Source organism: Cellulomonas sp. NTE-D12, from assembly GCF_027923705.1.
GTDB lineage: Bacteria > Actinomycetota > Actinomycetes > Actinomycetales > Cellulomonadaceae > Cellulomonas.
Map to the genome: position 1 here is coordinate 3,343,464 of NZ_AP026442.1, position 23,801 is coordinate 3,367,264.

Annotated in this window: 21 protein-coding genes and 1 tRNA gene; 11 read left to right on the plus strand and 11 right to left on the minus strand. The window is 69.7% G+C overall.

Annotated elements, in window-relative coordinates:
- Positions 1 to 42 precede the first annotated feature (42 nt).
- Positions 43 to 942 (minus strand): carbohydrate kinase family protein, encoded by a 900-nt coding sequence (locus QMF98_RS15455; protein ID WP_337973812.1) that lies wholly within the window; start codon positions 940 to 942, stop codon positions 43 to 45.
- 5 nt (positions 943 to 947) lie between these two features.
- A complete protein-coding gene (locus QMF98_RS15460; protein WP_337973813.1) occupies positions 948 to 1,871 on the minus strand; it encodes a pseudouridine-5'-phosphate glycosidase in 924 nt (307 codons plus the stop codon).
- Positions 1,872 to 2,076: 205 nt separating this feature from the next.
- Between QMF98_RS15460 and QMF98_RS15465 the strand changes: the two genes are divergently transcribed.
- Complete coding sequence (locus QMF98_RS15465; protein ID WP_337973814.1) at positions 2,077 to 2,700, plus strand: class I SAM-dependent methyltransferase; 624 nt, start codon at positions 2,077 to 2,079, stop codon at positions 2,698 to 2,700.
- A 58-nt stretch (positions 2,701 to 2,758) separates the two neighbouring features.
- Here the strand turns inward: QMF98_RS15465 and QMF98_RS15470 are convergent, their stop codons facing one another.
- From QMF98_RS15470 to QMF98_RS15485, 4 genes are all read right to left on the minus strand, one after another.
- The gene (locus tag QMF98_RS15470) at positions 2,759 to 2,935 is read right to left on the minus strand and encodes a hypothetical protein (protein ID WP_337973815.1); all 177 of its coding nucleotides are present in this window, start codon (positions 2,933 to 2,935) and stop codon (positions 2,759 to 2,761) included.
- Positions 2,936 to 3,143: 208 nt separating this feature from the next.
- Positions 3,144 to 3,980, minus strand: coding sequence for an ABC transporter permease (locus tag QMF98_RS15475; RefSeq protein ID WP_337973816.1), 837 nt, complete (start codon positions 3,978 to 3,980; stop codon positions 3,144 to 3,146).
- A complete protein-coding gene (locus QMF98_RS15480) occupies positions 3,977 to 4,984 on the minus strand; it encodes an ATP-binding cassette domain-containing protein (RefSeq protein WP_337973817.1) in 1,008 nt (335 codons plus the stop codon). Before QMF98_RS15480 ends, QMF98_RS15475 begins: the two co-directional genes overlap by 4 nt.
- A 228-nt stretch (positions 4,985 to 5,212) precedes the next feature.
- Positions 5,213 to 5,926: a PadR family transcriptional regulator gene (locus QMF98_RS15485; RefSeq protein ID WP_337973818.1), complete on the minus strand. Its 714-nt coding sequence runs from the start codon at positions 5,924 to 5,926 to the stop codon at positions 5,213 to 5,215.
- Positions 5,927 to 6,083: 157 nt separating this feature from the next.
- Between QMF98_RS15485 and QMF98_RS15490 the strand changes: the two genes are divergently transcribed.
- Together QMF98_RS15490 and QMF98_RS15495 are read left to right on the plus strand one after the other, a co-directional pair.
- Positions 6,084 to 7,634 (plus strand): methyl-accepting chemotaxis protein, encoded by a 1,551-nt coding sequence (locus tag QMF98_RS15490; RefSeq protein ID WP_337973819.1) that lies wholly within the window; start codon positions 6,084 to 6,086, stop codon positions 7,632 to 7,634.
- Between the two features lie 98 nt (positions 7,635 to 7,732).
- Positions 7,733 to 8,170: a DUF1801 domain-containing protein gene (locus QMF98_RS15495; RefSeq protein ID WP_337973820.1), complete on the plus strand. Its 438-nt coding sequence runs from the start codon at positions 7,733 to 7,735 to the stop codon at positions 8,168 to 8,170.
- 73 nt (positions 8,171 to 8,243) lie between these two features.
- Here the strand turns inward: QMF98_RS15495 and QMF98_RS15500 are convergent.
- The 5 genes from QMF98_RS15500 to QMF98_RS15520 form a co-directional block, all read right to left on the minus strand.
- Positions 8,244 to 8,316 (minus strand) — tRNA-Arg (locus QMF98_RS15500).
- Positions 8,317 to 8,946: 630 nt separating this feature from the next.
- Complete coding sequence (locus tag QMF98_RS15505; RefSeq protein WP_337973821.1) at positions 8,947 to 10,038, minus strand: LacI family DNA-binding transcriptional regulator; 1,092 nt, start codon at positions 10,036 to 10,038, stop codon at positions 8,947 to 8,949.
- A gap of 3 nt (positions 10,039 to 10,041) precedes the next feature.
- A complete protein-coding gene (locus QMF98_RS15510) occupies positions 10,042 to 10,935 on the minus strand; it encodes a carbohydrate ABC transporter permease (protein WP_337973822.1) in 894 nt (297 codons plus the stop codon).
- Positions 10,932 to 11,804, minus strand: coding sequence for a carbohydrate ABC transporter permease (locus tag QMF98_RS15515; protein WP_337973823.1), 873 nt, complete (start codon positions 11,802 to 11,804; stop codon positions 10,932 to 10,934). The genes QMF98_RS15510 and QMF98_RS15515 overlap by 4 nt, the downstream gene beginning before the upstream one ends.
- A 73-nt stretch (positions 11,805 to 11,877) precedes the next feature.
- On the minus strand, positions 11,878 to 13,203 hold the full coding sequence (locus QMF98_RS15520) for an ABC transporter substrate-binding protein (RefSeq protein WP_337973824.1): 1,326 nt from the start codon (positions 13,201 to 13,203) through the stop codon (positions 11,878 to 11,880).
- A 516-nt stretch (positions 13,204 to 13,719) separates the two neighbouring features.
- On the opposite strand from QMF98_RS15520, the gene QMF98_RS15525 reads away from it, so the two are divergent.
- The 8 genes from QMF98_RS15525 (at position 13,720) to QMF98_RS15560 (ending at position 23,781) form a co-directional block, all read left to right on the plus strand.
- The gene (locus tag QMF98_RS15525) at positions 13,720 to 15,075 is read left to right on the plus strand and encodes a glycoside hydrolase family 172 protein (protein WP_337973825.1); all 1,356 of its coding nucleotides are present in this window, start codon (positions 13,720 to 13,722) and stop codon (positions 15,073 to 15,075) included.
- 15 nt (positions 15,076 to 15,090) lie between these two features.
- The gene (locus QMF98_RS15530; protein WP_337973826.1) at positions 15,091 to 16,359 is read left to right on the plus strand and encodes a glycoside hydrolase family 32 protein; all 1,269 of its coding nucleotides are present in this window, start codon (positions 15,091 to 15,093) and stop codon (positions 16,357 to 16,359) included.
- A gap of 556 nt (positions 16,360 to 16,915) precedes the next feature.
- Complete coding sequence (locus QMF98_RS15535; RefSeq protein ID WP_337973827.1) at positions 16,916 to 18,277, plus strand: ABC transporter substrate-binding protein; 1,362 nt, start codon at positions 16,916 to 16,918, stop codon at positions 18,275 to 18,277.
- Between the two features lie 103 nt (positions 18,278 to 18,380).
- Positions 18,381 to 19,268 carry a carbohydrate ABC transporter permease gene (locus QMF98_RS15540; protein ID WP_337973828.1) on the plus strand — a complete coding sequence of 296 codons (888 nt, stop codon included), beginning with the start codon at positions 18,381 to 18,383 and terminating at the stop codon, positions 19,266 to 19,268.
- Positions 19,265 to 20,104: a carbohydrate ABC transporter permease gene (locus QMF98_RS15545; protein ID WP_337973829.1), complete on the plus strand. Its 840-nt coding sequence runs from the start codon at positions 19,265 to 19,267 to the stop codon at positions 20,102 to 20,104. The genes QMF98_RS15540 and QMF98_RS15545 overlap by 4 nt, the downstream gene beginning before the upstream one ends.
- 95 nt (positions 20,105 to 20,199) lie before the next feature.
- Complete coding sequence (locus QMF98_RS15550) at positions 20,200 to 21,549, plus strand: NosD domain-containing protein (RefSeq protein WP_337973830.1); 1,350 nt, start codon at positions 20,200 to 20,202, stop codon at positions 21,547 to 21,549.
- 182 nt (positions 21,550 to 21,731) lie between these two features.
- Positions 21,732 to 22,790, plus strand: coding sequence for a LacI family DNA-binding transcriptional regulator (locus QMF98_RS15555; protein WP_337973831.1), 1,059 nt, complete (start codon positions 21,732 to 21,734; stop codon positions 22,788 to 22,790).
- 70 nt (positions 22,791 to 22,860) lie between these two features.
- Entirely contained in the window at positions 22,861 to 23,781 is a 921-nt protein-coding gene (locus QMF98_RS15560) for a carbohydrate kinase family protein (RefSeq protein WP_337973832.1), read from the plus strand.
- The last annotated feature ends 20 nt before the right edge of the window (positions 23,782 to 23,801 follow it).

Consider the following 23,801-nt stretch of genomic DNA (forward strand, 5'->3'; position numbering starts at 1 on the left):
CGACTTGCAGGGAATTTCGCAAGACAGAATCTGGACAGATGTTCAGACGACGCTCGCGAGCGGGCCGCCGCCGAGCCTCAGGACGCACTCCCGGGCGATCACCATGCCGGCCGCGGCGGCCCCGACAGGGTCGTCCGCGCGCAGCCAGGTGGTGAGGAAACCGGCGCAGAACGCGTCGCCCGCACCGGTCGTGTCGACGGCGTGCACGCGCTGCGCGGGCAGCGCGACGGGCTCCTCGCCACGGCGCGCGACGACCGCCCCGTCGGCGTCGAGCGTCACCACCACCGTGTCGTAGTGCGCCCCCAGCCGGCGCGCGGCCTCCACCGGGTCGGCCGTGCCGGCCAGCAGCGCGGCCTCGTCGCGGTTGGGGAAGACGAGGGACGCACCGGCCGTCCAGGCAAGGAACTGCTCCGGGCCGACGTCCTGCAGGAACGCCACCGAGCTCGGGTCGACGGACACCGGCACCCCGGCGGCCCGGGCACCGGCCATCAGGTCGAGGGCGGTGCCGCGGGCCGGCTCCTCGAACAGCGTGTAGCCGCTCAGGTGCAGCAGCGCGGCACCGTCCAGCACGTCCGGCGGGACGTCGTCGGGCGTCAGCGCGACGTTGGCACCGCGGTCGGTCAGCATCGTCCGCCCCCCGTCCGCGTCGACGATCACCACGATCGTGCCGGTCTCGCGCTCGGGGTCGGCGGCCAGGTGCGGGTCGATGCCCAGGCTCGCGAGCCGGGCCGCGTGCAGGTCGTGGTCCAGCGCACCGACGCGGCCGACGAACGTGACGGCGTCGCCGAGGCTGGCGAGCCAGCTCGCAAGGTTGGCCGCGCTGCCGCCCGGGCGGCGGACGATCTGCGCGCGGGTGTCGGTGTCCGGGGCCACCGGGCCGAGCGGGCGCACCAGCACGTCGTTGATCACGTCGCCGACGACGACCACGCGTGGTCGGGCCACGGTGCTCAGCCCTGCCGGCGCGCGGCCCAGGCCGTCGCGATCTGCCCGCCGAGCCGGATGTTGTTCACCACGATGTCGAGGTTCACCTCGAGGCTCGCACCGTGCGTGTGCGCCTGGAAGTAGTCCAGCAGGAAGGGTGTCACGGCCTTGCCGGTGATGCCGCGGCTGTCCACCAGCGCGAGCGCCTCCTCCAGCACCGAGTCGTGCACCGCCGGGTCCAGCTGCTGGTCCGCCGGGATCGGGTTGGCGACCAGCACGGCCTGGCTCTGGCCCAGCGCGTCGCGGGCGGCCATCACGCCGGCGATCTCCTCAGCCGAGTCGACCTTCCAGTCGATCTCGAAGCCGGAGTCCGACAGGTAGAAGCCGGGGTACCGGGTGGTTCGGTAGCCGAGCAGGGTCACGCCGAGGCTGTCCAGCCGCTCGAGGGTCGCGTGGATGTCGAGGATCGACTTGGCACCGGCCGAGACCACGGTGATCGGCACACGGGACAGCATCGTCAGGTCGGCCGACTCGTCGAAGGACTGCGCGGCGCCCCGGTGCACGCCGCCCAGGCCGCCGGTGGAGAACACCCGGATGCCGGCCAGGTTGGCCAGCACGGCGGTCGCCGCCACCGTCGTCCCGCCGGTCACTCCCTTGACCATCGCCACCGACAGGTCCCGGCTCGACACCTTCTCCACGGTCTCGTCCTCGGCGATGCGGTGCAGCGCCGCGTCGTCCAGCCCGACGTGCGGCACGCCGTCGACCAGGGCGATCGTCGCCGGCGTGACGCCCGCCTCGGTCAGCGTCGCCTCGAAGCTGCGGGCCGCCTCGAAGTTGCGCGGACGCGGCAGGCCGTGGCTGATGATCGTCGACTCGAGCGCGACGACGGGACGTCCGTCGGCCAGCGCCGCGGCGACGGCGTCGGACAGGACCACGGGGCTGCTGCTCACTTCTGGACTCCTTGCCGGGACGTGGTCCGCGCGGGTGCGCGCGGATCCGGCCCCAGGATGCCCCTGTCCGGGCTACCGGCGTGACACCCCCGGTTCTAGCGTGGTGACCAGCGGGAGCCCTCGCCGCGGCGTGCGCACAGGGGTCGAACCGGGGCCGCGCGGGGCCGGAGCGGGACGGACCGCGGTCCCGGGCGGGAGGTCGACGATGACACGGCGGGCGAGCTTCTACTGGAGGTTCTTCGGACGACCGGTCGGCCGTCTGGGGAGGGTCGGCACGCGCCTCATGGTGCGGATCAACCGGAACAACTACGCCCGGATGGCGGCGGCGCTGGGGCTTCGGCCGGACGACGACCTGCTCGACGTCGGCTGCGGCTCGGCGATGCTGCTCGCGGAGCACGCGAAGCGCGCGCGCCACGTCGCCGGCCTGGACGCCTCCGACCTGCAGCTGGACGTGGCGCGGCAGCGGCTGGCCGACCGCCTGGCGGCGGGCACCGCCGAGCTGGTGAAGGGCGATGCGGCGGCGCTGCCGTGGGCGGACGGCCGGTTCAGCGTGGTGACCTCGATGTTCTGCCTGAAGTTCGTGCCAGACCCGCTGAAGGCGCTCGAGGAGATGTTCCGGGTGCTGCGTCCGGGCGGTCGCGCCGTGGTGGCGCTCTGCGACCGGCTGCGCGACGAGAAGGCGTCCGGCACCGTGAACGCCTGGGGCCAGTGGGGATGGAACGCGTCGGACGCGCGGCTGCTGATGGAGAAGGCGGGGTTCGCCGAGGTCACGTCGTCGGTGATCGGCAGCCCCGCGTCGCAGCTGGTGCAGGGGGTGCGGGTGGCGTAGCGGCCCTAGTGCTCTCCGACTCCCGGAAGCTGCGGTCACGCGTGCGGGTGGATGGGGCCTACTGCTGCTGCGCCTTCCTCACAGCGCGCGCCGTGCGCCACAGCTCCCCACCGATCCACACGACGAGGAAGAACGGCAGAACCCACGTGAACAGGGAACGGTAGATGAACCAGGAGGCGTAACCGCCGGCGGCCAGGGCCAGCAGCACCTGAACCAGCATCCGACCCCAGTTCACGTGACGTACGACCTCTGAGGCAGTGAGCACGGGACAGCCTTCCATCACATCTGCACAGCGAACCTCGCCGTTGAAGGCTAGTAGGGCATCGACATCGACACGCTGACCGTTGGCAGCGGGCTCCGAGAACGTCTGATGCGTGGCGGTCGAGCAAGGGGGGCCTGGCCGTGCGTGCGGCCAGGCCCCCTCGTCGGCTACCGCCCTCCGGTCAGGTGTTGCGCTGGTAGGTGCGGAACGCGCGCGTCGCCACGCCCGTCAGCACCACGGCCAGCCCGGCGAGCAGGCCGAGGTGGACGAGCACCGTCCCGGCATCGGCGTGGCGGCTCAGGGCCTCGCGGCCGACCACGACCGCCCACTCGAACGGGTTGAACCGGGCCACGGTCGCCACCCAGCCGGCCGACAGCCGCGTGTCCATCAGCGCGGAGCTGAGGAACATCAGCGGGATGGTCAGCAGCTGGGACAGGCCGATCAGCACCGTCTGGTCCCGCGTCAGCAGGGCCGCCGCGTTCGACAGCGCCGAGAACGCCGCCGTCAGCAGCGCCGCGCCCAGCAGCAGCAGCAGGATGCCGCCGGCACCGCCGCCGAACCTCGCGCCGCCCAGCCAGGCCACGCCGAGCACCACGACGGTCTGCAGCACGGTGAGGACCGACTGGTAGACGAGCGTGGACACCATCAGCGCCCCGCGGCTGGTAGGCGACGTCAGCAGCCGGTCCATCACCCCGCGGTCCATGTCCTGGATGTAGGCGGTGCCGGCCCAGGCGCTGCCGGACAGGGCCATCATCATGACGATCCCGGGCGTGAGGAACTCCAGGTAGGACCCCCCAGCACTGAAGCCGGGGATGTTCACCACGGACCGGAACAGCTGGCCGAAGAGCAGCAACCAGATCATCGGCTGCAGCAGGTTCATCAGCACGAACATCGGCACGCGCCGAGCGGCGCGCAGGTGCCGGGCCGTCAGCAGCAGGGTGTGCCGCAGGCCGGTGAACGGCGCGCGTCGCGCCTCGACCGGCACGGCCGGCGACCGGGTGGTGGTCACGGCGCTCATGCCGCCACCTCCACGTCCGCACCGGCAGCGGAGTCGAAGCGGTGCCCGGCGTGGGACCGGTACACGTCGTCCAGGCTCGGCCGGGCGACCGTCGCCGAGGCGACCACCACCCCTGCCGTCTCCAGCGCCGCGAGCGCCGACGGCAGCACCGCGGCGCCGTCCGCCGTCCGGACGCGCACCTGCCGCCCCTCGACAGTCACGTCCGCGCTGCCGGCCACGCGCCGCATCACCTCGGACGCCCGTGCGACGTCGGTGGTCTCCCGCAGCTCCACGGCGACCGCGTCCCCGTGCAGCCCCGCCTTCAGCTCGTCCGGCGTGCCGGACGCCACCACGCGACCCCGGTCCACGATCGTCAGCCGCCCGGCGAGGTGGTCGGCCTCGTCCAGGTAGTGCGTGGTCAGCAGCACGGTCATCCCCTCCGTGCCGGCCATCCGCTCGATCTCCGACCACAGCTCGCTGCGCGCCTCGGGGTCGAGGCCGGTGGTCGGCTCGTCGAGGAACAGCACGCGCGGCCGGTGCATGAGGCCGATGGCGACGTCGAGCTTGCGGGCCATGCCGCCCGAGTAGGTCTTCACCTGACGGTCGGCGCTCACGTCGAGCGAGAAGCGACCGAGCAGCTCGGTGGCCCGGGCACGCGCCGCCGAGCCGGTGAGGCCGTGCAGCCGGCCCGCGAGCTCGAGGTTCTCCCGGCCGGTGTCCATGGGGTCCGCCACCTGCTTCTGGGCGACGAAGCCGATCAGCCGACGCACCTGGTCGGGGTGCCGGGCCACGTCCGCACCGGCCACCAGCGCGGTGCCGGAGTCGGGACGGGACAGGCTCGCGAGGATCTTCACGAGGGTGGACTTCCCGGCGCCGTTGGGTCCGAGCAGACCGAACACGCTCCCCGGCTCGACGCCGAAGCTGACGCCGTCCAGCGCGGTGACGCGCGGCTTGCCGCGTCCGCCGGGATAGGTCTTGACCAGCGATCGCGCCTCCAGCGCGAGCGCTGCTCGTGGTGCAGCCATGGTGCTCCTCCTTGCGGTCGGAGCCGTCCCGTCGTGCCCGTGCGGCGATACCATCGCGGCACGGCTCTGAGCAGACTGTTCGCACAGGTTTCAGTTCACGCTGGGACGACTCGGTGCCAGGTGGCTCGGATGTTGGCGCATCCGGGCCACCACTGTTCTGCGGTCCTCCGGCCGGTCGGTCGGAGGGTGGTGCACCCGGCGGTCAGGTCGACCGTCGGGAGATCGTGGTCACGGGGCGGGGCGGTGGCCCTGCCCCTTCGCCGCGCCCTCGGGCGTCTGCGGGGCGTCGCCCGCGGTGAGGACCGGCGCCAGCTCGGCCGCCAGCTCCTGGTGGGACCGGCCCTGGGCCAGCTGGTCGTGCAGCTGGGCCCACAGCCCGAACCCGCCCAGCTCCCGGCGCTCGATGCGCCCGGCCAGCTGGGCGACATAGTCGCGCTCGGCCTTGAGCATCGCGATCCGGTAGGTCAGCTCGACGACGAACAGCTCCGGCAGCCGGCTGACGACGTCGCCGGCCGCGAGCGCTTCACGCTCGGTCAGGTCGGCGTCCAGGCGGGCGAGCCGCTCCTGCAGCAGCCGGGCGGCGTCCGCCGGCGGCAGCATGGCGAGCAGCGAGAGGCCCGTCTCGAAGGCCGGGTACTCCTTGACCGGCTGGGCGATCAGCTCCCGCAACCAGGCGTCCGTCTCCTGGCGGCCGGCCGGCGTGATCGCGTAGACGATGCGCTCCGGCCGGTTGCCCTCGCGCTCGGTGCGCTCGACCTCGATCAGGTCCTTCTTCACCAGCTGCTGGATGACGGAGTACAGCGACCCGAAGTTGAGCCGGATGCTGTCCTCCTTGCCGCGCTCGCGCAGCGTGGTGGTGATCTCGTACGGGTACATCGGGCGCTCCCAGAGGCAGGCGAGCACCGCCAATGCCAACGGGTTCGACACGGGCCTGGTGGCCATCACTCACCTCCGGATACTCGCGCCAGAGTATTCGTGCTCGAGTTGTGACGCAAGACCCCCCACCGGATTCCGCTCGGACGGCTCGACGCAGCCGATGGGAAGGGCGAGTCACCCGTCACCGACGGTGATCGACGGCCCGTACCGCCCAGGAGTCACGATGACCGCGTCCGCCCTTCCCGTGTCCCCCTCGTTGCCCGGCTCGGCGCCCAGCACGGCCGCCGCCGCACGCAGCGGCTCCGGCTCGGCGACGGGCCTGTGGGCGGCGCCCGTCATCGCGGTCGCGGGTGGCGTCGCGGCGGTGCTCGTCGGGTCGGCACCGGCGTCCTGGATCGCCGTCGCGGTCGGCGCGGTCCTCGCGCTGGCGTTGGCTGCACGGTCGGTCTCGGGGCTGCGCCGGTCCGTGGCCGACCTGGAGGAGCTGGGGCGGGCGGGACGGTCGGGCGACTTCACCCGCGTCGCCGAGGCGGCGGCCGGTGACGGCACCGGTGTGACCGCGCTGGTGCGCGACGCGTTCAAGCGGCTGACCGGCCCGATGAGCGCCATCACCCCGGAGATCTCGCTGCTGACGATCGCCGGCGAGGAGCTCGGCATCATCGGTCAGACCATCACCGAGGGCGCTCGCGGCACCAGCGAGCAGGCGAGCCGCATCGAGCGGTCGGCCCGCGAGGTGTCCACCAACGTCTCCACCGTCGCGGCCGCCACCGAGGAGCTGCGCACGTCGATCAGCGAGATCGCCAAGACCACGTCCACCGCCTCGCACGTCGCCCGGGAGGCCGTCGGCTCCGTCGCCGCCGCCTCGCAGACCATCACCGTGCTCGGCGAGTCCACCGCACGCATCGGGGAGATCATCAAGGCGATCACCTCGATCGCCGGCCAGACCAACCTGCTGGCGCTGAACGCCACCATCGAGGCCGCCCGTGCCGGTGAGGCCGGCAAGGGGTTCTCCGTCGTCGCCGCCGAGGTGAAGAGCCTGGCCCAGGAGACGTCCAAGGCCACCGAGACGATCACCGACATGCTGAGCCGCATCCAGGCGGACTCCCACGAGGCCGTCACCGCGATGGCGGACGTCAGCCGGGTGATCGACGAGATCTGCGAGTCGCAGCTGACCATCTCCTCCGCCGTCGAGCAGCAGACCACCGTCACGCACGAGCTGAGCCAGACGGCCCAGGGCGTGTCCGACGAGGCCGAGGCGATCGCCGGTGCGATCGCGACCGTGGTCGACCTCGCCACGGTGAACGCGGACGCCGCGGCACGCAGCGCCGTCGCCGTCGGCGAGCTGACCCGGATGGGCACGGCGATGTCCCGGGAGACCAGCGGTCTGACGCTGACGACGGTCGAGGAGACCGGCTACTTCGACATCAGCTGGGACCGGGCGCAGAACCGCCTGTCCGACGTCTGCGTCGGCATGTGGAGCAAGGCGACCTGCGACGACTACGTGCGGGTGCTGTCCGCCGCGTACCGCGAGAACCGCCCGGGCTGGACGTTCCTCGTGGACTTCAGCGCCCACCCGGCGCAGGCCGAGCAGGTGCAGCGGACCCACGAGGCGATGATGGCCGAGGCCGTGAAGAACGGGCTGACGTGGTGCGCGTTCATCGCGTCGAACCCGCTGGTGGCCATCCAGATGCAGCGGCTCTCGGCCAAGACGGGCTTCCCGGTGACCTACGTCGCCACCCGTGAGGAGGCGCTGGCGGTGCTGGCCCAGCACTAGGCCGCCCACCGACGATCCAGCGTGAGCCGGGACACCGCCGCCGAGATCGAGCAGGTATGGAGAAGCCGCAGCCGGACCCCTGTCCGTAGGTTGACGCCATGACCGACACGAAGAAGACGAGCGGGTTCACCGCCGAGGAGCGCGCCGCCATGCGCCAGCGCGCCAAGGAGCTCAAGGCCCAGCAGTCCGCCGCGGAGTCGCTGCAGGCGGTGGTGGACCGGATCGCCGCCCTGGAGGAGCCGGACCGGACCAACGCCGAGCGCATCCACGCGATCGCGCTGGAGGTCGCCCCGTGGCTGCAGCCCCGGCTGTTCTACGGCAGCCCCGCCTACGCGAACGCGGAGGGCAAGGTGCTGTTCTTCTACCAGGAGCGCGCCAAGTTCAAGGTCCGCTACGGCAACCTGGGCTTCTTCGACGGCGCCCAGCTGGACGACGGCTCCCTGTGGCCGACGGCGTTCGCGATCACCGAGCTGTCCCCCGCCGACGAGCAGCGGGTCGCGGAGCTGGTGCGAAGGGCGACGGGGCAGTCGGCCTGAGGGCCCCGCACGAGGGACGAGCCCCGGACACAGCAGAGGCGCAGCACCGCGCGGGTGCTGCGCCTCTCGTCTGTGCGCCCGAAGGGACTCGAACCCCCAACCTTCTGATCCGTAGTCAGATGCTCTATCCGTTGAGCTACGGGCGCCCGGCCCGCGAACGGGCCACAGGAGAGGGTACAGGGTCGGACGCGGTGCGCCCAAACGGGCGCTGACCAGCGCGCTGTGCTGCGGCGTCGCATCCCTGCGCGGTCCATCCCTGCCCCCAGGTGTGGTTTACAGACGACAACACTGCTCTCTCCTCCGGTCGGATCACAGAGCCGTCGGCCACGCTGCGCAGGACGGCGACTTCCCCGGCGAACCGGCTCCTGAACCGAGGGCCATCGCCACTGCGTCGTCGACTGACCCGGGCTCGATGGAGCTCGGGCCCCGTGCACGCACAGGACACTCCGGGGCGCCGAATCACCCATTCGAGTAGGCGCGGCCTCCGTGCGGCTGAGCCCGTCGTTGGGACAAGCGGAGACCGTAGAGGCGAGTCGGGAGGCCTCCGGGGAGGGCGAGACCGTCGTCGTCATCAACCCGAACCTCGCCTCCCGGGCCAACGAGCTTCAGCGGCGCGAGCTTCGAGCGGCGTACCCGATGCCGGTCAAGCCCATCGCGCGCCTCGGGCGATGAGGACCGTGGGCATGAACGGGCAAGAAGTGGGCCGGCTCGGCCGCTGCTGGTACCCAGCGTCGAGACTTGCCGATCCTCGTTGAGGTGAACGAGCGATTTGCGGTCTAGACCAGCGGCCGTTCGGGGTGCCCACAGCCGCACGACTCGCGATGCGAGAGGCGAGCCGCGAGCCGCACGGTCGTCGGGGCCGCGTCCGGCTCGGCCAACCTCCGCAGCAGGAGTCGCATCGCTTCTCGACCCGCCTCGCGTGCCGGCTGCTCGGCGCTGGTCGGCGGGCTACGCAGCAGGTCGGGCGTCGGCAGGCTGTCGAAGGACACGAACGCGAGGTCTTCCGGGATCCGCACACCAAGGCCTGCCGCGGCACGCAACGTGCCGACGGTCATCGGTGAGCTTGCCCCGACGATCGCGGTGGGTCGGTCGGCCCGCTGGAGCAGCTCCCGGACTAGCGCCTCCGTCTCCTCCTCGTCACCGACGCCGGTGAGGACCAACGACGGGTCGACGGGCAGGCCCGCATCGGCGTGCGCGCGCTCGTACCCGCTGTAGCGCTCGCGCAACGTCGGCACGTCCAGGTTGCCCGCGGTGATGGCGATGCGGCGGTGGCCGAGCTGCAGGAGATGGGTGACCAGGGTGCGGACCGCGGCCTCGCTCTCCACGCCCACCTGGTCGAGCGGCAGGTTGGAGAGCCGGTCGAGGAGGACGAGCGGCACACCCTGTGCCTTCGGCCACTCGATCGCCGCATCGGTCGACCGAGCGGCCCGGGCGAGGATCAGGCCGTCGACACGACGGGACTGCAACGCCTCGATCGCTCGAAGCTCCTGCTGAGGGTCTTCGGACGAGTTGGCCAGCAGCAGCACGAGGCCGGCCTTCCGCGCGGCCTCCTCGACGCCGCGGACCATGTCGGCGAACGCCGGCTGCCCGCTGTCGGAGATGACCAGCCCGATCGACTCGGTCCGATCGCGTCGCAGCGAGCGTGCTGCCGCGTGCTGCGTGTACCCGGTGGCCTCGATCGCTTTCAGCACACGGCTTCGGATCGGCTCGCGGACGGTCTTCGTGCCGTTCACGACGTGGGACACGGTCGACGTGGACACGTCGGCGAGCCGCGCCACGTCGATGATGGTGGGTCTGAGTCCGACCGGCGTGCTGCCGTTGCCGTTGTTCTGCTGGGCCGCGCCGCGGCCACGCGTGGGCTCCGTCATGGCCTAGCCCTTCACCGCCCCGAATGTCATACCGGCGACGACGTAGCGTTGGAAGATGCCGTAGAGCGCCAGCTGCGGGAGCAGCACGAGTGTCGCGGACGCCATCATGGCGCCGTAGTCCACCGTCCAGAAGCCCTGGAACTGCGACACGCCGAGAGAGATGGTCGTCATCGCCGGGTTGTTGATCAATGTGACGGCGAACGGGAACTCGTTCCAGACGTAGATGATGTTGAGGATCAGCAGCGTCGCGATGACGGGGCGCATCAGTGGGAACACCACGCGCCACGACAGGGTGAACAGTCCTGCGCCGTCGATGATCGCGGCCTCTTCGATCTCGCCCGGGAAGTCGGCGAGGAAGCCGGTGAAGAGCAGCACGTTGAAGGGAAGCTGCGTCGCGATGTAGGGCAGGATCAGCGCGGCGTACGTGCCGTACAGCCCGAGCTCGATGTTCAGCTTGTACACCGGGAAAAGCAGGATGTAGACGGGGATCGCCAGCCCGGCGAGGAAGTAGAAGCGCAGGGACTTCTGCAGCCCCGGGCGGCGGAACACCATCCGGGTCAGCGCGTAGGCGGCCGTGAAGGAGATGACGACGCCGACGGACACCGACACGACCGCGAGGATCAGGGTGTTCTTGTACATCGTCATCAGGTTCAGCGTCGACATCGCCGTGCTGTAGTTCGCCCAGCTCAGGTGCGAGAAGTTCAGCGGGTCGCGGAGGATGTTGTCGTTGCTCTGGAACGACAGGAGCACCACCCACGCCATCGGCAGGATCAGGACGAAGGTGACCAGGTAGGCGACGATCGCCGCGATCCCGAGCCGACGTCGACGAGGACCTCGCGGCGACGGCGGAGCGTCCGGCCGCGCGAGGCGCGGGGCAGTCGTGCTGAGCGTGCTCATGAGGCCCTCCTCCGGCGCATGAACGCCATCTGTGCCACGGTCACGACGACGCCGAGCAGGCTGATGACGACCGCCAGCGCCATGCCGTAGCCGTACTTCTGGTTGGAGAACGTCATCCAGTACGTGTAGCTGACCAGCGTCTCCGACAGGTGGACGGGACCGCCGCCGGTCAGCTGGAACACGAGCTCGAAGATCTTGAAGACACCGGTGACGACGAGCACCGTGGTGATGCCGAACGTCTCCTGCAGCATCGGGACGGTCACGTACCGCAGTCGCTGCCAGCCGGTCGCGCCGTCGAGGGAAGCCGCTTCCATCACGTCGTGGGGAAGCATCCGGATTCCCGCGTAGAAGATGGTCATGATGAAGCCGACGGTCTGCCAGGTGTAGACCACCCCGATGGACCAGGGGCTCAACGTGGTCCCCCCGATCCACACCGGCGGGTGCTGAACGCCGAGGGTGTGCAGCAGCGAGTTCACCAGGCCGATATGCGGGTCGAGGATGAACACCCAGATGAGGCCGATGAGAATCGGCGCGATCACGTTCGGGGCGAAGATCATGGCCCGCAGGGCGCCCGCACCCTTGACACGTCCGCTCAGCAGGTGAGCGAGGAAGAACGCACCCGGCAGCAGGATGACGAGCGAGACCAGAAGGATGATCCCCGTGTTGCGCAGCGACCCCCAGAACAAGGTGTCGCGCACCATCTGCACGTAGTTCTTGCCACCGACGAGCTTCGTGGAGCCGAACGCCTGCGCATTGGTGAAGCTCTGGTACAGCGAGTACCCGATCGGGTACGCGAAGTACAGGCTGTAGACGGCGAACGCGGGAGCGATCATGAGCGCAAGGGCCCGCCGGGTGCTGAGCCACTTCACGTCGGCTCCTCCTGTCCTGTGTGACCGCTCGGGGCAGACCGCTCACCGCGGACCTGCCCCGAGCGGCGGTTGCTCAGTGGATCGTCTTCTGCACCACGTCGAGGGCCTGGGACGGGGAGTACACGCCCTGGATCACGCCGTAGATGCTGTCGTACATGGCGCCGGAGGTCTCCGCCGACACCACCAGGTCCGGCTGCGCGGCCGGGCTGTGCCAGCCGTCCTGCTGCAGCACCGCCAGGACCGAGGCGAAGACGGGCTGGGCGCTGGCGTCGACCTTCGGCTTGTAGGTCGTGACCGGCGTCTGCGCGTTGTCCACGAGGATCTGCTGGCCTGAGTCGCCGTAGTAGAACGCCATGAACTTCTTGACCGCGTCGAGCTTGGCCGCGGACTTCTTCACCTCAGCGCTGACCACCAGCGGCGCGGAGGGCGCGTTCATGTACAGGTTCTGGTCACCGACACCATCGGAGAACGTCGGGCCGGCCCAGAACGTGGTGTTGGCCGCGACCGAGCTCTTCTGGATGTCGCCGGCAGCCCAGACGCCGGAGTCGAGCATCGCGGCGTTGCCGCTGGTGTACTCCTCGACCGCCTGCACGTAGGTCTGGGTGGAGACGTTCTTGGAGAACGCGCCGGCCTTGGCCAGCTGCTCGATGTGCTGGTAGAGCCGCAGGAAGTCGGCGTTGTTGTAGCTGCTCTTGCCCGAGAGGATGTCCTGGTACTTGTCCTCGTACCCGTACCTGTCGAGCATCGTCAGGAACGCCCACACGCTGTAGGCCGACTTGCTCGCACCCTGCGCGATGGTCGTGACCCCGTTCTTGGACAGCACCTGGGCGACGTTGAGCAGGTCGTCGAACGTCTTGGGCTCGCTCAGGCCGTACTTCTGCAGGATCGCGGTGTTCACGTACAGACCGGTGACCAGCGACTGGTAGGGCACCCCGTACTGGGTGCCGTTGCTCGTGTAGCCCGACAGCATCGCCTTGGGGAAGTTGCTCGTCAGGTTCCCCTCCTGCAGGACCGGACCGAGGTCGAGCAGCTTGCCCTGCTGCGCCATCTGCGAGGCCAGGGAGTTGTAGACCCAGAAGATGTCCGGGAGGGTGCCCGACTGGGCCGCGACCTGCATGGCCTTCTCGTGCTCGTCGACCGTCTGCCCCTCGATCTTCACCGTGATGTCGGGGTTGGCCTTCTGGAAGGCCTGGACGATCGCGTACGTGGCGGGGTCCTGCTGCTGGACGTTGGGGTTCTGCATCGACAGCGTGATCTGAACCTTGCCGCCGGCCGACGAGCTGCCGGCACCCGCCGAGCCCGAGCTGCAGGCTGCCAGGCCGAGTGCCGTCAGCGCCGCCAGCGCCACTGCGGCTCCGCGCGGGTGTGCATAGCCCCACCGTCGTCGCTGGTTGTTCATCGTCTGCTCCACTCCTGTCGCACGTCGCTGTACTGGGCCGTCGGTCGATCGGCGACCGAAGGGTCGGGCCGGGCATCCGCACCACGGCTGCGGTCCCCAGGGCTTGCTCTTGGCAGTGCTCGGTGGCTCCGCGCCGACCAGGTCACGGTGCTCGACGATGAGCGAGGTCGACGCGAAACGTTTGCCTGGCGACCGTAGAGCCGCTTGCGGCGCATCGTCAAGTGGCTCGCACGCCGACGCCGTACCGGCCACCGCGGGAATGTGTCCGCCACCAGCACGGACATCCGCCGACGTCCACACTGCCCCGGGCCGGCCGCTGCGCGTGCGCCCCCACCTCGGGTGCTTGACGCAGCCCTCGCCGAGCACCATGCTGCACCCGACCGACAAACGTTTCGATGCCTGGCGGCCCCGATCTCTTGAGGCCCCGTCGCGAGTCGGCGCCTGCCTGCCGCAACGAGGCGACGCCGCGGTGTGCCGGACACTGCTGCCCGAGGCACCGAGGATGGGAGAACGACGATGGACCGTGAATCCGCGCCCGCGAAGGGCATCCTGGGAGACCTCACCCGCACCCGGGACGTGCGAACGGCACGCTCCTCGAGCTGGGACCAGACAGGGCGCAACCGGGACAACTGGCTGATCCGCCCCGGCGAGGAGCGGGTCCTGGCCGACATCGAAGGGCCGGGGGCGATCACCCACATCTGGATGACGCAGTCGTGCCGGCTCCAGCCGGGGCCGGGCCAGATCCCCCCGGACGTCGTCGGCGTGCCGATGCTCGAGATCCACAACGCGCTCGGAGTCAGCTGGGAGGTCGTCGACCCGGACTACTACCGGAAGGTCGTCCTGAAGATCTACTGGGACGACCAGGAGACCCCGAGCGTGATCGCCCCTCTCGGGGACTTCTTCGGGCTGATGAACTCCCTCTCGGGGTCCTACGAGTCGCTGCCGCTGTCCGTGTCGGCGAAGGAGGCTGAGCTGCACACGTTCGGCGGCTCCGCGGCGTTCAACAGCTACTTCCAGATGCCGTTCAACAAGCGGGCGCGAGTCGTCGTGGAGAACCAGAACGACGTTCCCTACCTGCAGTACTTCTACATCGACTACGAGCTGTACCCGCAGCCGCTGGCCGAGGACGTGGCCTACTTCCACGCGCACTACCGGCAGGCGCGTCCGTGCAATGGCTGGGGCCCGGACCTGCAGTCCAACGCGATCGAGGTCAACATCCCGGACCTGGACGGCAAGGACAACTACGTCGCGCTCGAGGTCGAGGGCCACGGCCACTACGTCGGCTGCACCCTGGCCGTCCGGCACTTCCAAGGGTCCTGGTGGGGCGAGGGCGACGACATGATCTTCATCGACGACGACACCTGGCCGCCCAGCCTGCACGGCACCGGCATGGAGGACTACTTCGGGCACGCCTGGGGTATGCAGCACAACAGCTACCTGATGAACGGCACGATCGTCCACGAGGAGGACGTGCCCGGCTTCCACCACAGCTACCGGTTCCACATGGTCGACCCGATCCGCTTCACCACGCGCATCAAGGTGTCGTTCGAGCACGGCCACGCGAACCACCTGTCCGACGACTGGGCCTCGGTCGCGTACTGGTACCAGACCCTGCCCACCGCACCGCTGACCATCCCGCCCGTCGAGGAGCGGCTGCCGCTGCGCCCGCGCGACGCCGTCGTCACCTCACCCTTGCCGCCGCTCAGCCCGGCGCAGCAGGCGGCACGAGAGGCGACCGCTGCGCGGATGGAGAAGTTCGTGGCCGAACGCGACCGGGTCCGTGCCGAGCGGGTCCCCGAGATCGACTCCTGGGAAGCGGGCAACGCCGCACAGGCGCGGGACGTCCGCGCACGCTTCGACCGGCAGCACTGAGAGCGACGGACACCGATGAGCAACGACCTGACGCGCCCCCTCATCCACTTCACCGCACGGGAGGGGTGGATCAACGACCCGCTCGGACTGACGTGCCACGAGGGCCAGTACCACCTGTTCTTCCAGTTCGTGCCCGGGCAGACCGAGTGGGGCCCGAACCAGCGGTGGGGGCACGCCACCAGTCCCGACGGGCTGCACTGGACGGAGGGACCTGTCGCCCTCGAGCCGGGTGACGGTGACGACGGCGTGTGGTCCGGCAGCATCGTGCAGCCCGACGGCGAACCGGCCGCGCTGTTCTACACGACGGTGCAGCTGGACGACGTCCAGATCGGCAAGGCCCGCATCGCACGCCCGTCCGACGCCACCTGGACGACCTGGACCAAGGGGGCCGTCGTCGCAGAGCTGCCCCCGGGCGTGGACGTCGTCGCGTTCCGCGACCCGTACGTGTTCCACGACGGCACCACGTGGCGCATGCTCATGGGCGCGGGACTGCCCGACGGCACCGCCACGGCCCTGACCTTCGCCTCCGAGGATCTCCAGGAGTGGCGTTACGACGGGTTCCTGGCGGAACGGCATCGCGACGAGACGACGCCGGTCTGGATGGGCGCCGTCTGGGAGTGCCCGCAGCTGTTCCGCCTCGGCGACAAGTGGGTCCTGACCGTGTCGGTGTGGGAGCCGTTCGTCCCGTACTACGAGGGCTACGCGATCGGCACCTATGAGGACGGCCGGTTCACGGCCGAGTCGTGGGGTCGTCTCTCGTACGGGCCGTCCTACTACGCCGGCTCGGCGTTCGAGGACAGGGACGGCGAACGCGGGCTGATCTACTGGCTGCGAGACGTCGACGGCCCTGCCGGGACGTGGGCCAGCGCACACTCGCTGCCGCACCACCTGACACTGGCAGGCGATCGCGTCGTCGCATCGCCCCACCCGAGCCTCACCAAGGCAAGGACAGCCGGAAGCACGGACGTCCGCGACTCCGCGACAGACGCCGGCAGCACGGTCGACATCACGATGACCCTCGACGGGCCCGGCTCACGAGCGACGCTCGCCGTCGGCGGTGACGCGGTGCGTGTCGTCGCGGCGGCTGCCGAGGTGACCGTGTCGACGTCGGCGGGAACGTGGACCATGCCGATCGACGGCGTGGACGTCCGGGTCGTGCTGGACGGGCCGGTCGTCGAGGTCTTCACCGCTGGTGGAGTGCTCGCCGCCCCCGTCTCCATCGATCGGGAGAACCGCGTCACGGTCGAGGGCGGCGCCAGCGCCGACGTGTGGACCCTGTCCTGATCTGCGAATCGTTGGACAGGCGCGCCGCGTTGTGGCCGCGCCTGTCCAACGATCCAGCCGGTTCTCCGCGGTCATCGAGAACCTAGTGACTGCGTGAGCCCGGCGTCCTTCAGGCGTCGGGCCGAGCCATCGCACCGCGCGGTCCGTACCCTTCCCCGGGGTCGCCCCTCGCCCTCTCACGCCTGCGGCCGGCGGGTAGGCCGCACGGTGAACCCCCGGTGCGCCTCCCTATCCGCCAGGGGCCTGGTGCGCCCTCGCGCGTGACCGCTTCGCTGAGGGCTCCTGGGATCGACGAGCTCCAACCTGGACCCCTCGCGTCGTCAGTGACCTCGAGGTCCGTCCGACGCTGCCGGACATCCCGACGGACGACGCGCTCCGCCCCCCAGGTGCGCATCGTGGCCGCTGTTCCGCACTCCAGCGCGCCGTGTCCGAACCGTGACGTGACGCGGGTTGACGCCCGGAGACGGACCCCTCTACCTTGTGCGTGAACGTTTTTGCAAAACGTTTGCGCACCCGGAGTCGCGGTGCGTCCCGACAGGACGAAGGAGTCCCCTCGATGAGGTCGTGGGAAGTTGGATCGCGCCGCCTGGTGCGACGTTCAGTGGTGGCGGGTCTGGCAGCAGCCACGCTTGTCACGGTCGCTGCCTGCGGCGCGGGTGGCACCACCAGCAAGAGCACCTCGTCCGGGACCGCAGGCGCCGGTGGTGGCAGCGGAACACTGACGGTGCTGGTCGAGGGTGGCGGTCACGGTGAGCTCCAGCCGGTGGCCGACAAGTACACCCAGGAGACCGGCACGAAGGTCACGTTCGTCGAGCTGCCGTACGACGGGCTGTACGACCGGCTCAACAGCGAGCTCTCCTCGGGCAACGTGTCGTTCGACGTCGCTGCGCTGGACGCCGTCTGGCTCACCGCGTTCAAGGACGGCCTGACACCGATCGACGACCTGTTCACCGACAAGGTCAAGGGCGACACGTTCCCGTCGCTGCTCAAGGAAGCGCAGTCGGGCGGCCACTTCATCGGCATGCCCGTGTGGACCAACGCCGAGCTGCTCTTCTACCGCACGGACCTGTTCAACGACGAGTCCAAGAAGGCGGCCTTCAAGGCCAAGTACGGGTACGACCTGGTGGTGCCGACGACGTGGCAGCAGTACCTCGACGTGGCCAAGTTCTTCACCCAGGACAGCGCCGCAGCCAACGGTGGCACGCCCAAGCTGTACGGCACGGACGTCAAGGGCAAGGTCGAGACCGAGTGGCTCGCCACGGTCCTGCAGGCCGGCGACAAGAACGTCGTGCTGGACGACAGCGGCAAGGTGATCATCAACGACTCCGCCCACAAGAAGGCGCTCGACTACTACACGCAGCTGGCGACCAAGGACAAGGTCGCACCGGCCGGCGCCTCCCAGATCGACTGGGCCGCCGCGCAGAACCTGTTCAACCAGGGCGGTCTGGCCATGACCCGCTTCTGGGCGCACGCCTACACCCAGATCCCGAAGGACTCCCCCGTCTACGGCAAGGTCGGCGTCGCACCCATGCCGGCGGGTGACGGCGGCATCGGCGCCATCCCCGGCGCGTGGTACCTGTCGGTCCCGAAGGCCACGAAGAACTCGGCCGAGGCCAAGAAGTTCATCGAGTTCGCGTACGAGAACAACGCGCTGGGGCTGAACACCACCCTGGGCCTCGCGGCGACGAAGTCGGCCCTGCAGAGCGCGGCAGCGCAGGCGGGCCACGAGAACCTGAACCCGCTGATCACCACTCTCGGCTCGAACGGGACCCAGCCGCGGCCGGCAAACGCCAAGTGGCAGCAGATCGTGGACACCGTCCTCGTCCCGATGATCCAGAAGGCCGTGGACGGCAACGGCACCGACAACCAGAAGCTGCTCGACGACGCCAAGAAGCAGATCGAAGGCATCGTCGGCTGAGCGGCCCGGGTGTGGCCGGCGTGCCCTGCAGCGTCGGCCACACCCGCCCCACCACGCGTCCCCATCCCCGTAGCGCGGCAACGCCGCCGGCAGAAGGTTCCCTGTGCGTCTCACCGACCGACGCTTCGCCGCACTCCTGATGGTGCCGGCGGCGCTCTTCCTCGCAGCCTTCGTGGCCTGGCCCATCGTGCGGCTGGTCATGAACAGCTTCTACGACATCTCGCCGATCGCCGGAGGTCCGCGCACCTTCGTCGGGCTGGGCAACTACACGACCGCCCTGGCCAGCTCCGGGTTCCGCAGCTCGGCTGTACGGACCCTGGCCTACACCGTTCTCGTCGTGTCCGCGGAGTTCGTGCTCGGCCTGGCCACAGCGCTCCTGTTCAGCGCGATCGGCCGCCGGTCGGCGGTGTTCCGGACGATCTTCATGTACCCGCTGATGATCGCGCCGGTCGTGGCTGGACTGCTCTGGCGGTTCCTGCTGATCGACAACTCCGGCATCGTCAACGCCCTGCTGGCCCGGGTGGGAATCCTGCACTCCGCGAGCGACATCGGCTGGCTGTCGAACTCCCGGATCGTGCTCTTCTCCGTCGCCATCCCCGACATCTGGCTGACCACAGCATTCATGGCGCTCGTCCTGTTCGCCGGGCTGCAGAACATCCCCGGCGACGTCATCGAGGCGGCCCGGCTGGACGGCGCCAAGGGCTGGACGCTCCTGAGGCGGATCATCGTGCCGCTGCTGCGCCCGGTGATCGCGGTGACCCTGATCGTGCGCGGCATCGATGCCGCCAAGGCGTTCGACATCATCTTGATCCAGACCGGCGGTGGCCCTGAGAACGCCTCGCAGACCCTGAGCCTGCTGATCTACCGGACCATGGTCCGGTTCGGCGAGCCCGGTCTGGCGAGCGCCATGGCGACCATGTACCTGCTCGTCATGCTGGCCGTGGCGGTCGCCGCGGTCGTGACGATCTGGCGGCCGGGGGCCGACGCATGAACGGCCTCGAGATCCGCCGACCGGCGACCCGGACCCTGCTGTGGGCTCTGCTCGTCACGGTGGTCGTGCTCTATGCCTTCCCCTTCCTGTACCTGCTCCTGACGTCGTTCAAGCCCCCGCTGGAGACGCTCGCCGTCCCGCCGACGGTCCTGCCGTCGCGCTGGACCGCCGCCAACTACGCGGCGGTGTGGGCGTCCCATGGAGTGCCCGCGTCCTTCATCAACAGCATCTCCACCGCCACGATCAGCACCCTGCTCTCACTGGTGCTGGCGGTACCCGCCGCCTACGCGATCACCAGGTTCCGCACCCGGGCCGGCCGCTTGTTCGTGATGCTGGCGCTGATCACCCGGATGGTTCCGCCGGTGGCCGTCGGCATCCCGCTCAGCTCGACCATCAACAGCCTGCACCTGCTCGACACGCCCACGGGACTGGCGATCGCCCACACGACGATCTCCCTGCCGCTCTCGATCTGGCTGATGTCCAGCTTCTTCGAGGCCGTTCCGGACGAGCTGGACGAGGCGGCCAAGGTCGACGGCTGCTCGCGCCTCGGAGCGTTGTGGCGCGTCGTGATCCCGGTCGTCTCCGGCGGCATGGCAGTGACCGCGATCTTCGCGTTCCTGGCGTCGTGGAACGAGTTCCTGTTCGCCCTGCTGCTGACCAGCGTCCGCGCACAGACCACACCCCTGGCGATCGCGAACTTCCAGACCCAGTTCGGCCTCGACTGGGGGTCGATGACGGCGCTGGCCGCCCTCTACTCCATCCCCGTGATCCTGCTGACGCTCCTGCTCCAGCGGCACATCGTCGCCGGCCTCACGCTCGGGGCTGTGAAGGGATGACCGTGACGCCGGCACGACTTCGACCCTCGAGCACTTCCCGTCCGACGGCGGTGGTGGCACGACCCAGGCAAGCAGGGCACCAGGAGGAACACCGCATGGCCAGCAACAACCGCTACGACGTCACGTCGTGGCCGGTGGGCGACCCGTACGAGGACCTCGGTGAGGTCATCAACAGCATCCTCGCCGACATCAAGCGCAGGCAGACCGCCACGGATCTGGACGACGGCGGCAAGCCCGGCGCCGTCATCTACCTCCCACCGGGCGACTACCACCTTCGCACGCAGGTGCACATCGACATCAGCTACCTGCGTATCGAAGGCTCCGGACACGGCTTCACGTCGTCCAGCATCCGCTTCAACGTCCCGGAGAACGAGTGGCCCGAGCTGCACGAGCTGTGGCCGGGCGGAAGTCGCGTGCTGGTCGACCTGCCTCCGAACGACGGTGCCGACCAGTCGGTCGCCGCCGCGTTCTCGGTGGAACGTGCCGGCAGCCCTCGGATCAGCTCCGTCGAGTTCTCCAACTTCTGCATCGACGGCCTGCACTTCGAGCCGGACGGTTCCGACCTGCACCCGGAGAACACCTACCGGAACGGGAAGACCGGCATCCTGGTCGCCAGTACCAACGACTCGGTCCGCATCACCGGGATGGGGCTGGTCTACCTCGAGCACGGGGTGTCGGTGTGGCACGCCGATGCCCTGTCCATCCACGACAACTTCATCGCCGAGTGCGGTAGCTGCATCGAGCTGCGCGGCTGGGGCCAAGCCTCGAAGATCACCGACAACCTCATCGGAGCGGGCTTCCGCGGGCGCTCGATCTTCGCCGAGAACCACGGTGGGCTGCTCGTCACCGCGAACAACGTGTTCCCCCGCGGGGCCAGCAGCGTCGAGCTCGCCGGGGTGACGCGGTCGAGCATCACCAGCAACCGGCTGCACTCGTTCTACCCCGGGATGGTGACCCTCACCGCGGCCTCCTCGGAGAACCTGGTGGCCTCCAACCACTTCCTCCGCGACAACGAGCCGTGGGCGCCGTTCCTCGGGATCGACAACGGGCTGGACGACACCACGGGGCTGCTGCGCATCGAGGGCAGCGGCAACTCGGTGATCGGCAACCACTTCTCCGAGATCGTCGACGCCACGAGGATCAGCCCCGCCAGCGCGACGCCCGTCATCATGCGTGTCGCCTCGGGGAGCGGCAACTACCTGGCCAACAACCACGTGGTTGCCAGCGACGTCCGGGCCGGCACGGGCGACTCCGCGTACGCGGCACAGGTCGACGCTCTCCTGACCACGGCGTCGTCCGGACAGCTGCCGGTGACCACTGTTCTGGTCGACGCCGCATCGTTCGGCAACACGGTCCTCGACTCGGGTGACGAGACACAGGTAGCCCTCGACCGGGCCGCCAACGCGTTCAGACCGACACCAACCATTGGCGGCTTGGTCGGATGAGCACCCGAGGACTGAGCCTCTTTCGCGAACGGTTGGCAACTGCGCCGATGGACCAAGCCGCGCCGCCGGGACGCGCTACCGCAAGCCGCGCCGTGAGCCATTCGCAGCCGGTTCGACCCGCATAACCTACGTGTGCTGCGCGACCCACGCACGCAGCACCAGCCGTGAGGAGTATCAGCGAAGTGGCTCGACGAGTCGGCATCAAGGACGTTGCCCGGGAGGCGGGCGTGTCCCTCACGACGGTCTCGCACGCCCTGAACGACTCGCTGAACGGCCGGGTCAACGCCGAGACCCGCGAGCGGATCAAAGAGGTCGCCCGGCGGCTGAACTACCACCCGAACCGGCTGGCCCGCGGGCTGCGGACCAACAGCTCCGGGATGATCGGACTGCTGACCGAGGAGATCGCCACCACTCCGCACGCCGGCCGGATCATCCTCGGAGCGCAGGAAGCCGCCAGCCGGCACAACCTGACCCTGGCGATCATCAATGCCGCCCTGCAGGCCGATGCCGACGAACGACGGAACGACGTGGTCGCCCTCCTCGACCGCCACGTCGACGGCATCATCTACGCGACCGTCTACCACGACACGGTGACCCCGCCGCAGGAGCTGCTGTCGGTGCCGGCGGTGCTCATCGGTGCGACCGACCGGACCGGGAAGCTGCCGTCTGTGGTGCCGGACGAGCGACAGGGCGCCGCGGACGCGGTGCGTGACCTGCTGGCCGTCGGCCACAGACGCATTGCCTTCCTCAACGGTTGCGAGGACGTCCCCGCGACCCGCGGGCGACTGCTCGGTTACCACGACGCGATGGCCGAAGCTGGTGTCCCGGTTGACCCCAGGTTGCAGGCTGAGGTCGAGTCGGAGGCTCGCGGTGGGTACGCCGGAACGATGCGACTGCTCGAGCAAGGTGGGGACCCGACCGCGATCTTCGCCTACAACGACCGGATGGCGATGGGCGTCTACCGCGCTCTCGCGGAGCGGCGCCGACGGATCCCTCAGGACGTGTCTGTCATCGGCTTCGACGACCAAGCACCGATCCCCGAAAGCCTGTTCCCGGGACTGACCACCGTGGCGCTGCCGCACTACGAGATGGGCGCGTGGGCCGTCGAGACCCTCGCCACGCTGCTCGGGGACGAGGCAGCCACCGCAGACTCCGTGCTGATGCCCTGCCGCACGGTCCAGCGCGAGTCGATCGCCAAGCCGCACAAGACGCGGGCGCGGACTGGCACGGCCGCGTCCTGAAGGCTGCGAGCGCGCGGCCGTCCGCGACTCCCCTGTGTTTCTCGGACTCTCCTTGAGTAGAGGTGATTGCATGCCCAACGGCGTCGATGTCGACGTGCTAGGCGAATGTGTCGCGGACACCATTCGATACAGCGCCCAGCACGAAGTGACCTACCCCGGCGGGAGCGCTGCGAACGTCGCGGTCGGGTTGGCCCGACTTGGCCGGCGCGTCGACTTCGCCACCTGCCTGGGGGACGACGAGCACGGACAGCTGATGCGTGCGCACCTCGCACGCGAGCACGTGTACGTGACCAACGTCGCGGCGGAGGGCACTCCGACGCCCTCGGCGGTCGCGGTGCTCGACGAGAGTGGTGCGGCTGCCTACGAGTTCTCGGTCACGTGGGCAGAAGGCCCGAATCTGCCGGCACCGCGAGGCTCGCATCTGCACCTCGGCTCCTTCCCCGTCTTCTTGTCTTCGGCCCCTGCTGAGCTGGACGCTCTGCTGCAGTCCGTTCGGGACCACAGCTCGCTCAGCCTGGATCCGAACGTCCGCCCCGAGCTGATGGGTGACCCGCACCGCTCGCGCGAGCGGCTGGAGAGCGTCCTTGGGTTCGTCGACGTGGTCAAGGCCAGCGACGAGGACATCGCCTGGCTGTACGACGGGGCCGACGCCGAGTCGGTCGCGCGAGGCTGGCTGGAGGCCGGTCCAGGCCTGGCTGTCGTCACGATGGGCGCCAACGGGTGCTTCGCGGTGAGCCAGCACGGCACGTGCCGTGTGCCGCCGGTTCGCGTGGACGTGGTCGACACGGTGGGCGCCGGCGACACGCTGATGGCGGCTCTCATCGACGGCTTGATGGATGCCCGCACTCTCGGGCCCCGGTCCAGCCACCGTCTGGCGGGACTGGACGCGGACGAGCTGCGGAAGGTCCTAGCTCGCGCTGGTCGCGCCGCGGCGATCAACGTCTCGAGGGCAGGAGCCAACCCACCGTCCAAGGAAGAACTCGACGGCTGACGCCCGCTGCCGTGCGCGAC

What these genes read in the sequence shown, in the direction of transcription:
- QMF98_RS15475 (WP_337973816.1), bottom strand. Translation starts at nt 3,980, where the DNA reads ATGAGCGCCGTGACCACCACCCGGTCGCCGGCCGTGCCGGTCGAGGCG.
- QMF98_RS15505 (WP_337973821.1), bottom strand. Translation starts at nt 10,038, where the DNA reads ATGACGGAGCCCACGCGTGGCCGCGGCGCGGCCCAGCAGAACAACGGC.
- QMF98_RS15550 (WP_337973830.1), top strand. Translation starts at nt 20,200, where the DNA reads ATGGCCAGCAACAACCGCTACGACGTCACGTCGTGGCCGGTGGGCGAC.
- QMF98_RS15495 (WP_337973820.1), top strand. Translation starts at nt 7,733, where the DNA reads ATGACCGACACGAAGAAGACGAGCGGGTTCACCGCCGAGGAGCGCGCC.
- QMF98_RS15465 (WP_337973814.1), top strand. Translation starts at nt 2,077, where the DNA reads ATGACACGGCGGGCGAGCTTCTACTGGAGGTTCTTCGGACGACCGGTC.
- QMF98_RS15535 (WP_337973827.1), top strand. Translation starts at nt 16,916, where the DNA reads ATGAGGTCGTGGGAAGTTGGATCGCGCCGCCTGGTGCGACGTTCAGTG.
- QMF98_RS15480 (WP_337973817.1), bottom strand. Translation starts at nt 4,984, where the DNA reads ATGGCTGCACCACGAGCAGCGCTCGCGCTGGAGGCGCGATCGCTGGTC.
- QMF98_RS15525 (WP_337973825.1), top strand. Translation starts at nt 13,720, where the DNA reads ATGGACCGTGAATCCGCGCCCGCGAAGGGCATCCTGGGAGACCTCACC.
- QMF98_RS15510 (WP_337973822.1), bottom strand. Translation starts at nt 10,935, where the DNA reads ATGAGCACGCTCAGCACGACTGCCCCGCGCCTCGCGCGGCCGGACGCT.
- QMF98_RS15560 (WP_337973832.1), top strand. Translation starts at nt 22,861, where the DNA reads ATGCCCAACGGCGTCGATGTCGACGTGCTAGGCGAATGTGTCGCGGAC.
- QMF98_RS15485 (WP_337973818.1), bottom strand. Translation starts at nt 5,926, where the DNA reads ATGGCCACCAGGCCCGTGTCGAACCCGTTGGCATTGGCGGTGCTCGCC.
- QMF98_RS15530 (WP_337973826.1), top strand. Translation starts at nt 15,091, where the DNA reads ATGAGCAACGACCTGACGCGCCCCCTCATCCACTTCACCGCACGGGAG.
- QMF98_RS15545 (WP_337973829.1), top strand. Translation starts at nt 19,265, where the DNA reads ATGAACGGCCTCGAGATCCGCCGACCGGCGACCCGGACCCTGCTGTGG.
- QMF98_RS15490 (WP_337973819.1), top strand. Translation starts at nt 6,084, where the DNA reads ATGACCGCGTCCGCCCTTCCCGTGTCCCCCTCGTTGCCCGGCTCGGCG.
- QMF98_RS15520 (WP_337973824.1), bottom strand. Translation starts at nt 13,203, where the DNA reads ATGAACAACCAGCGACGACGGTGGGGCTATGCACACCCGCGCGGAGCC.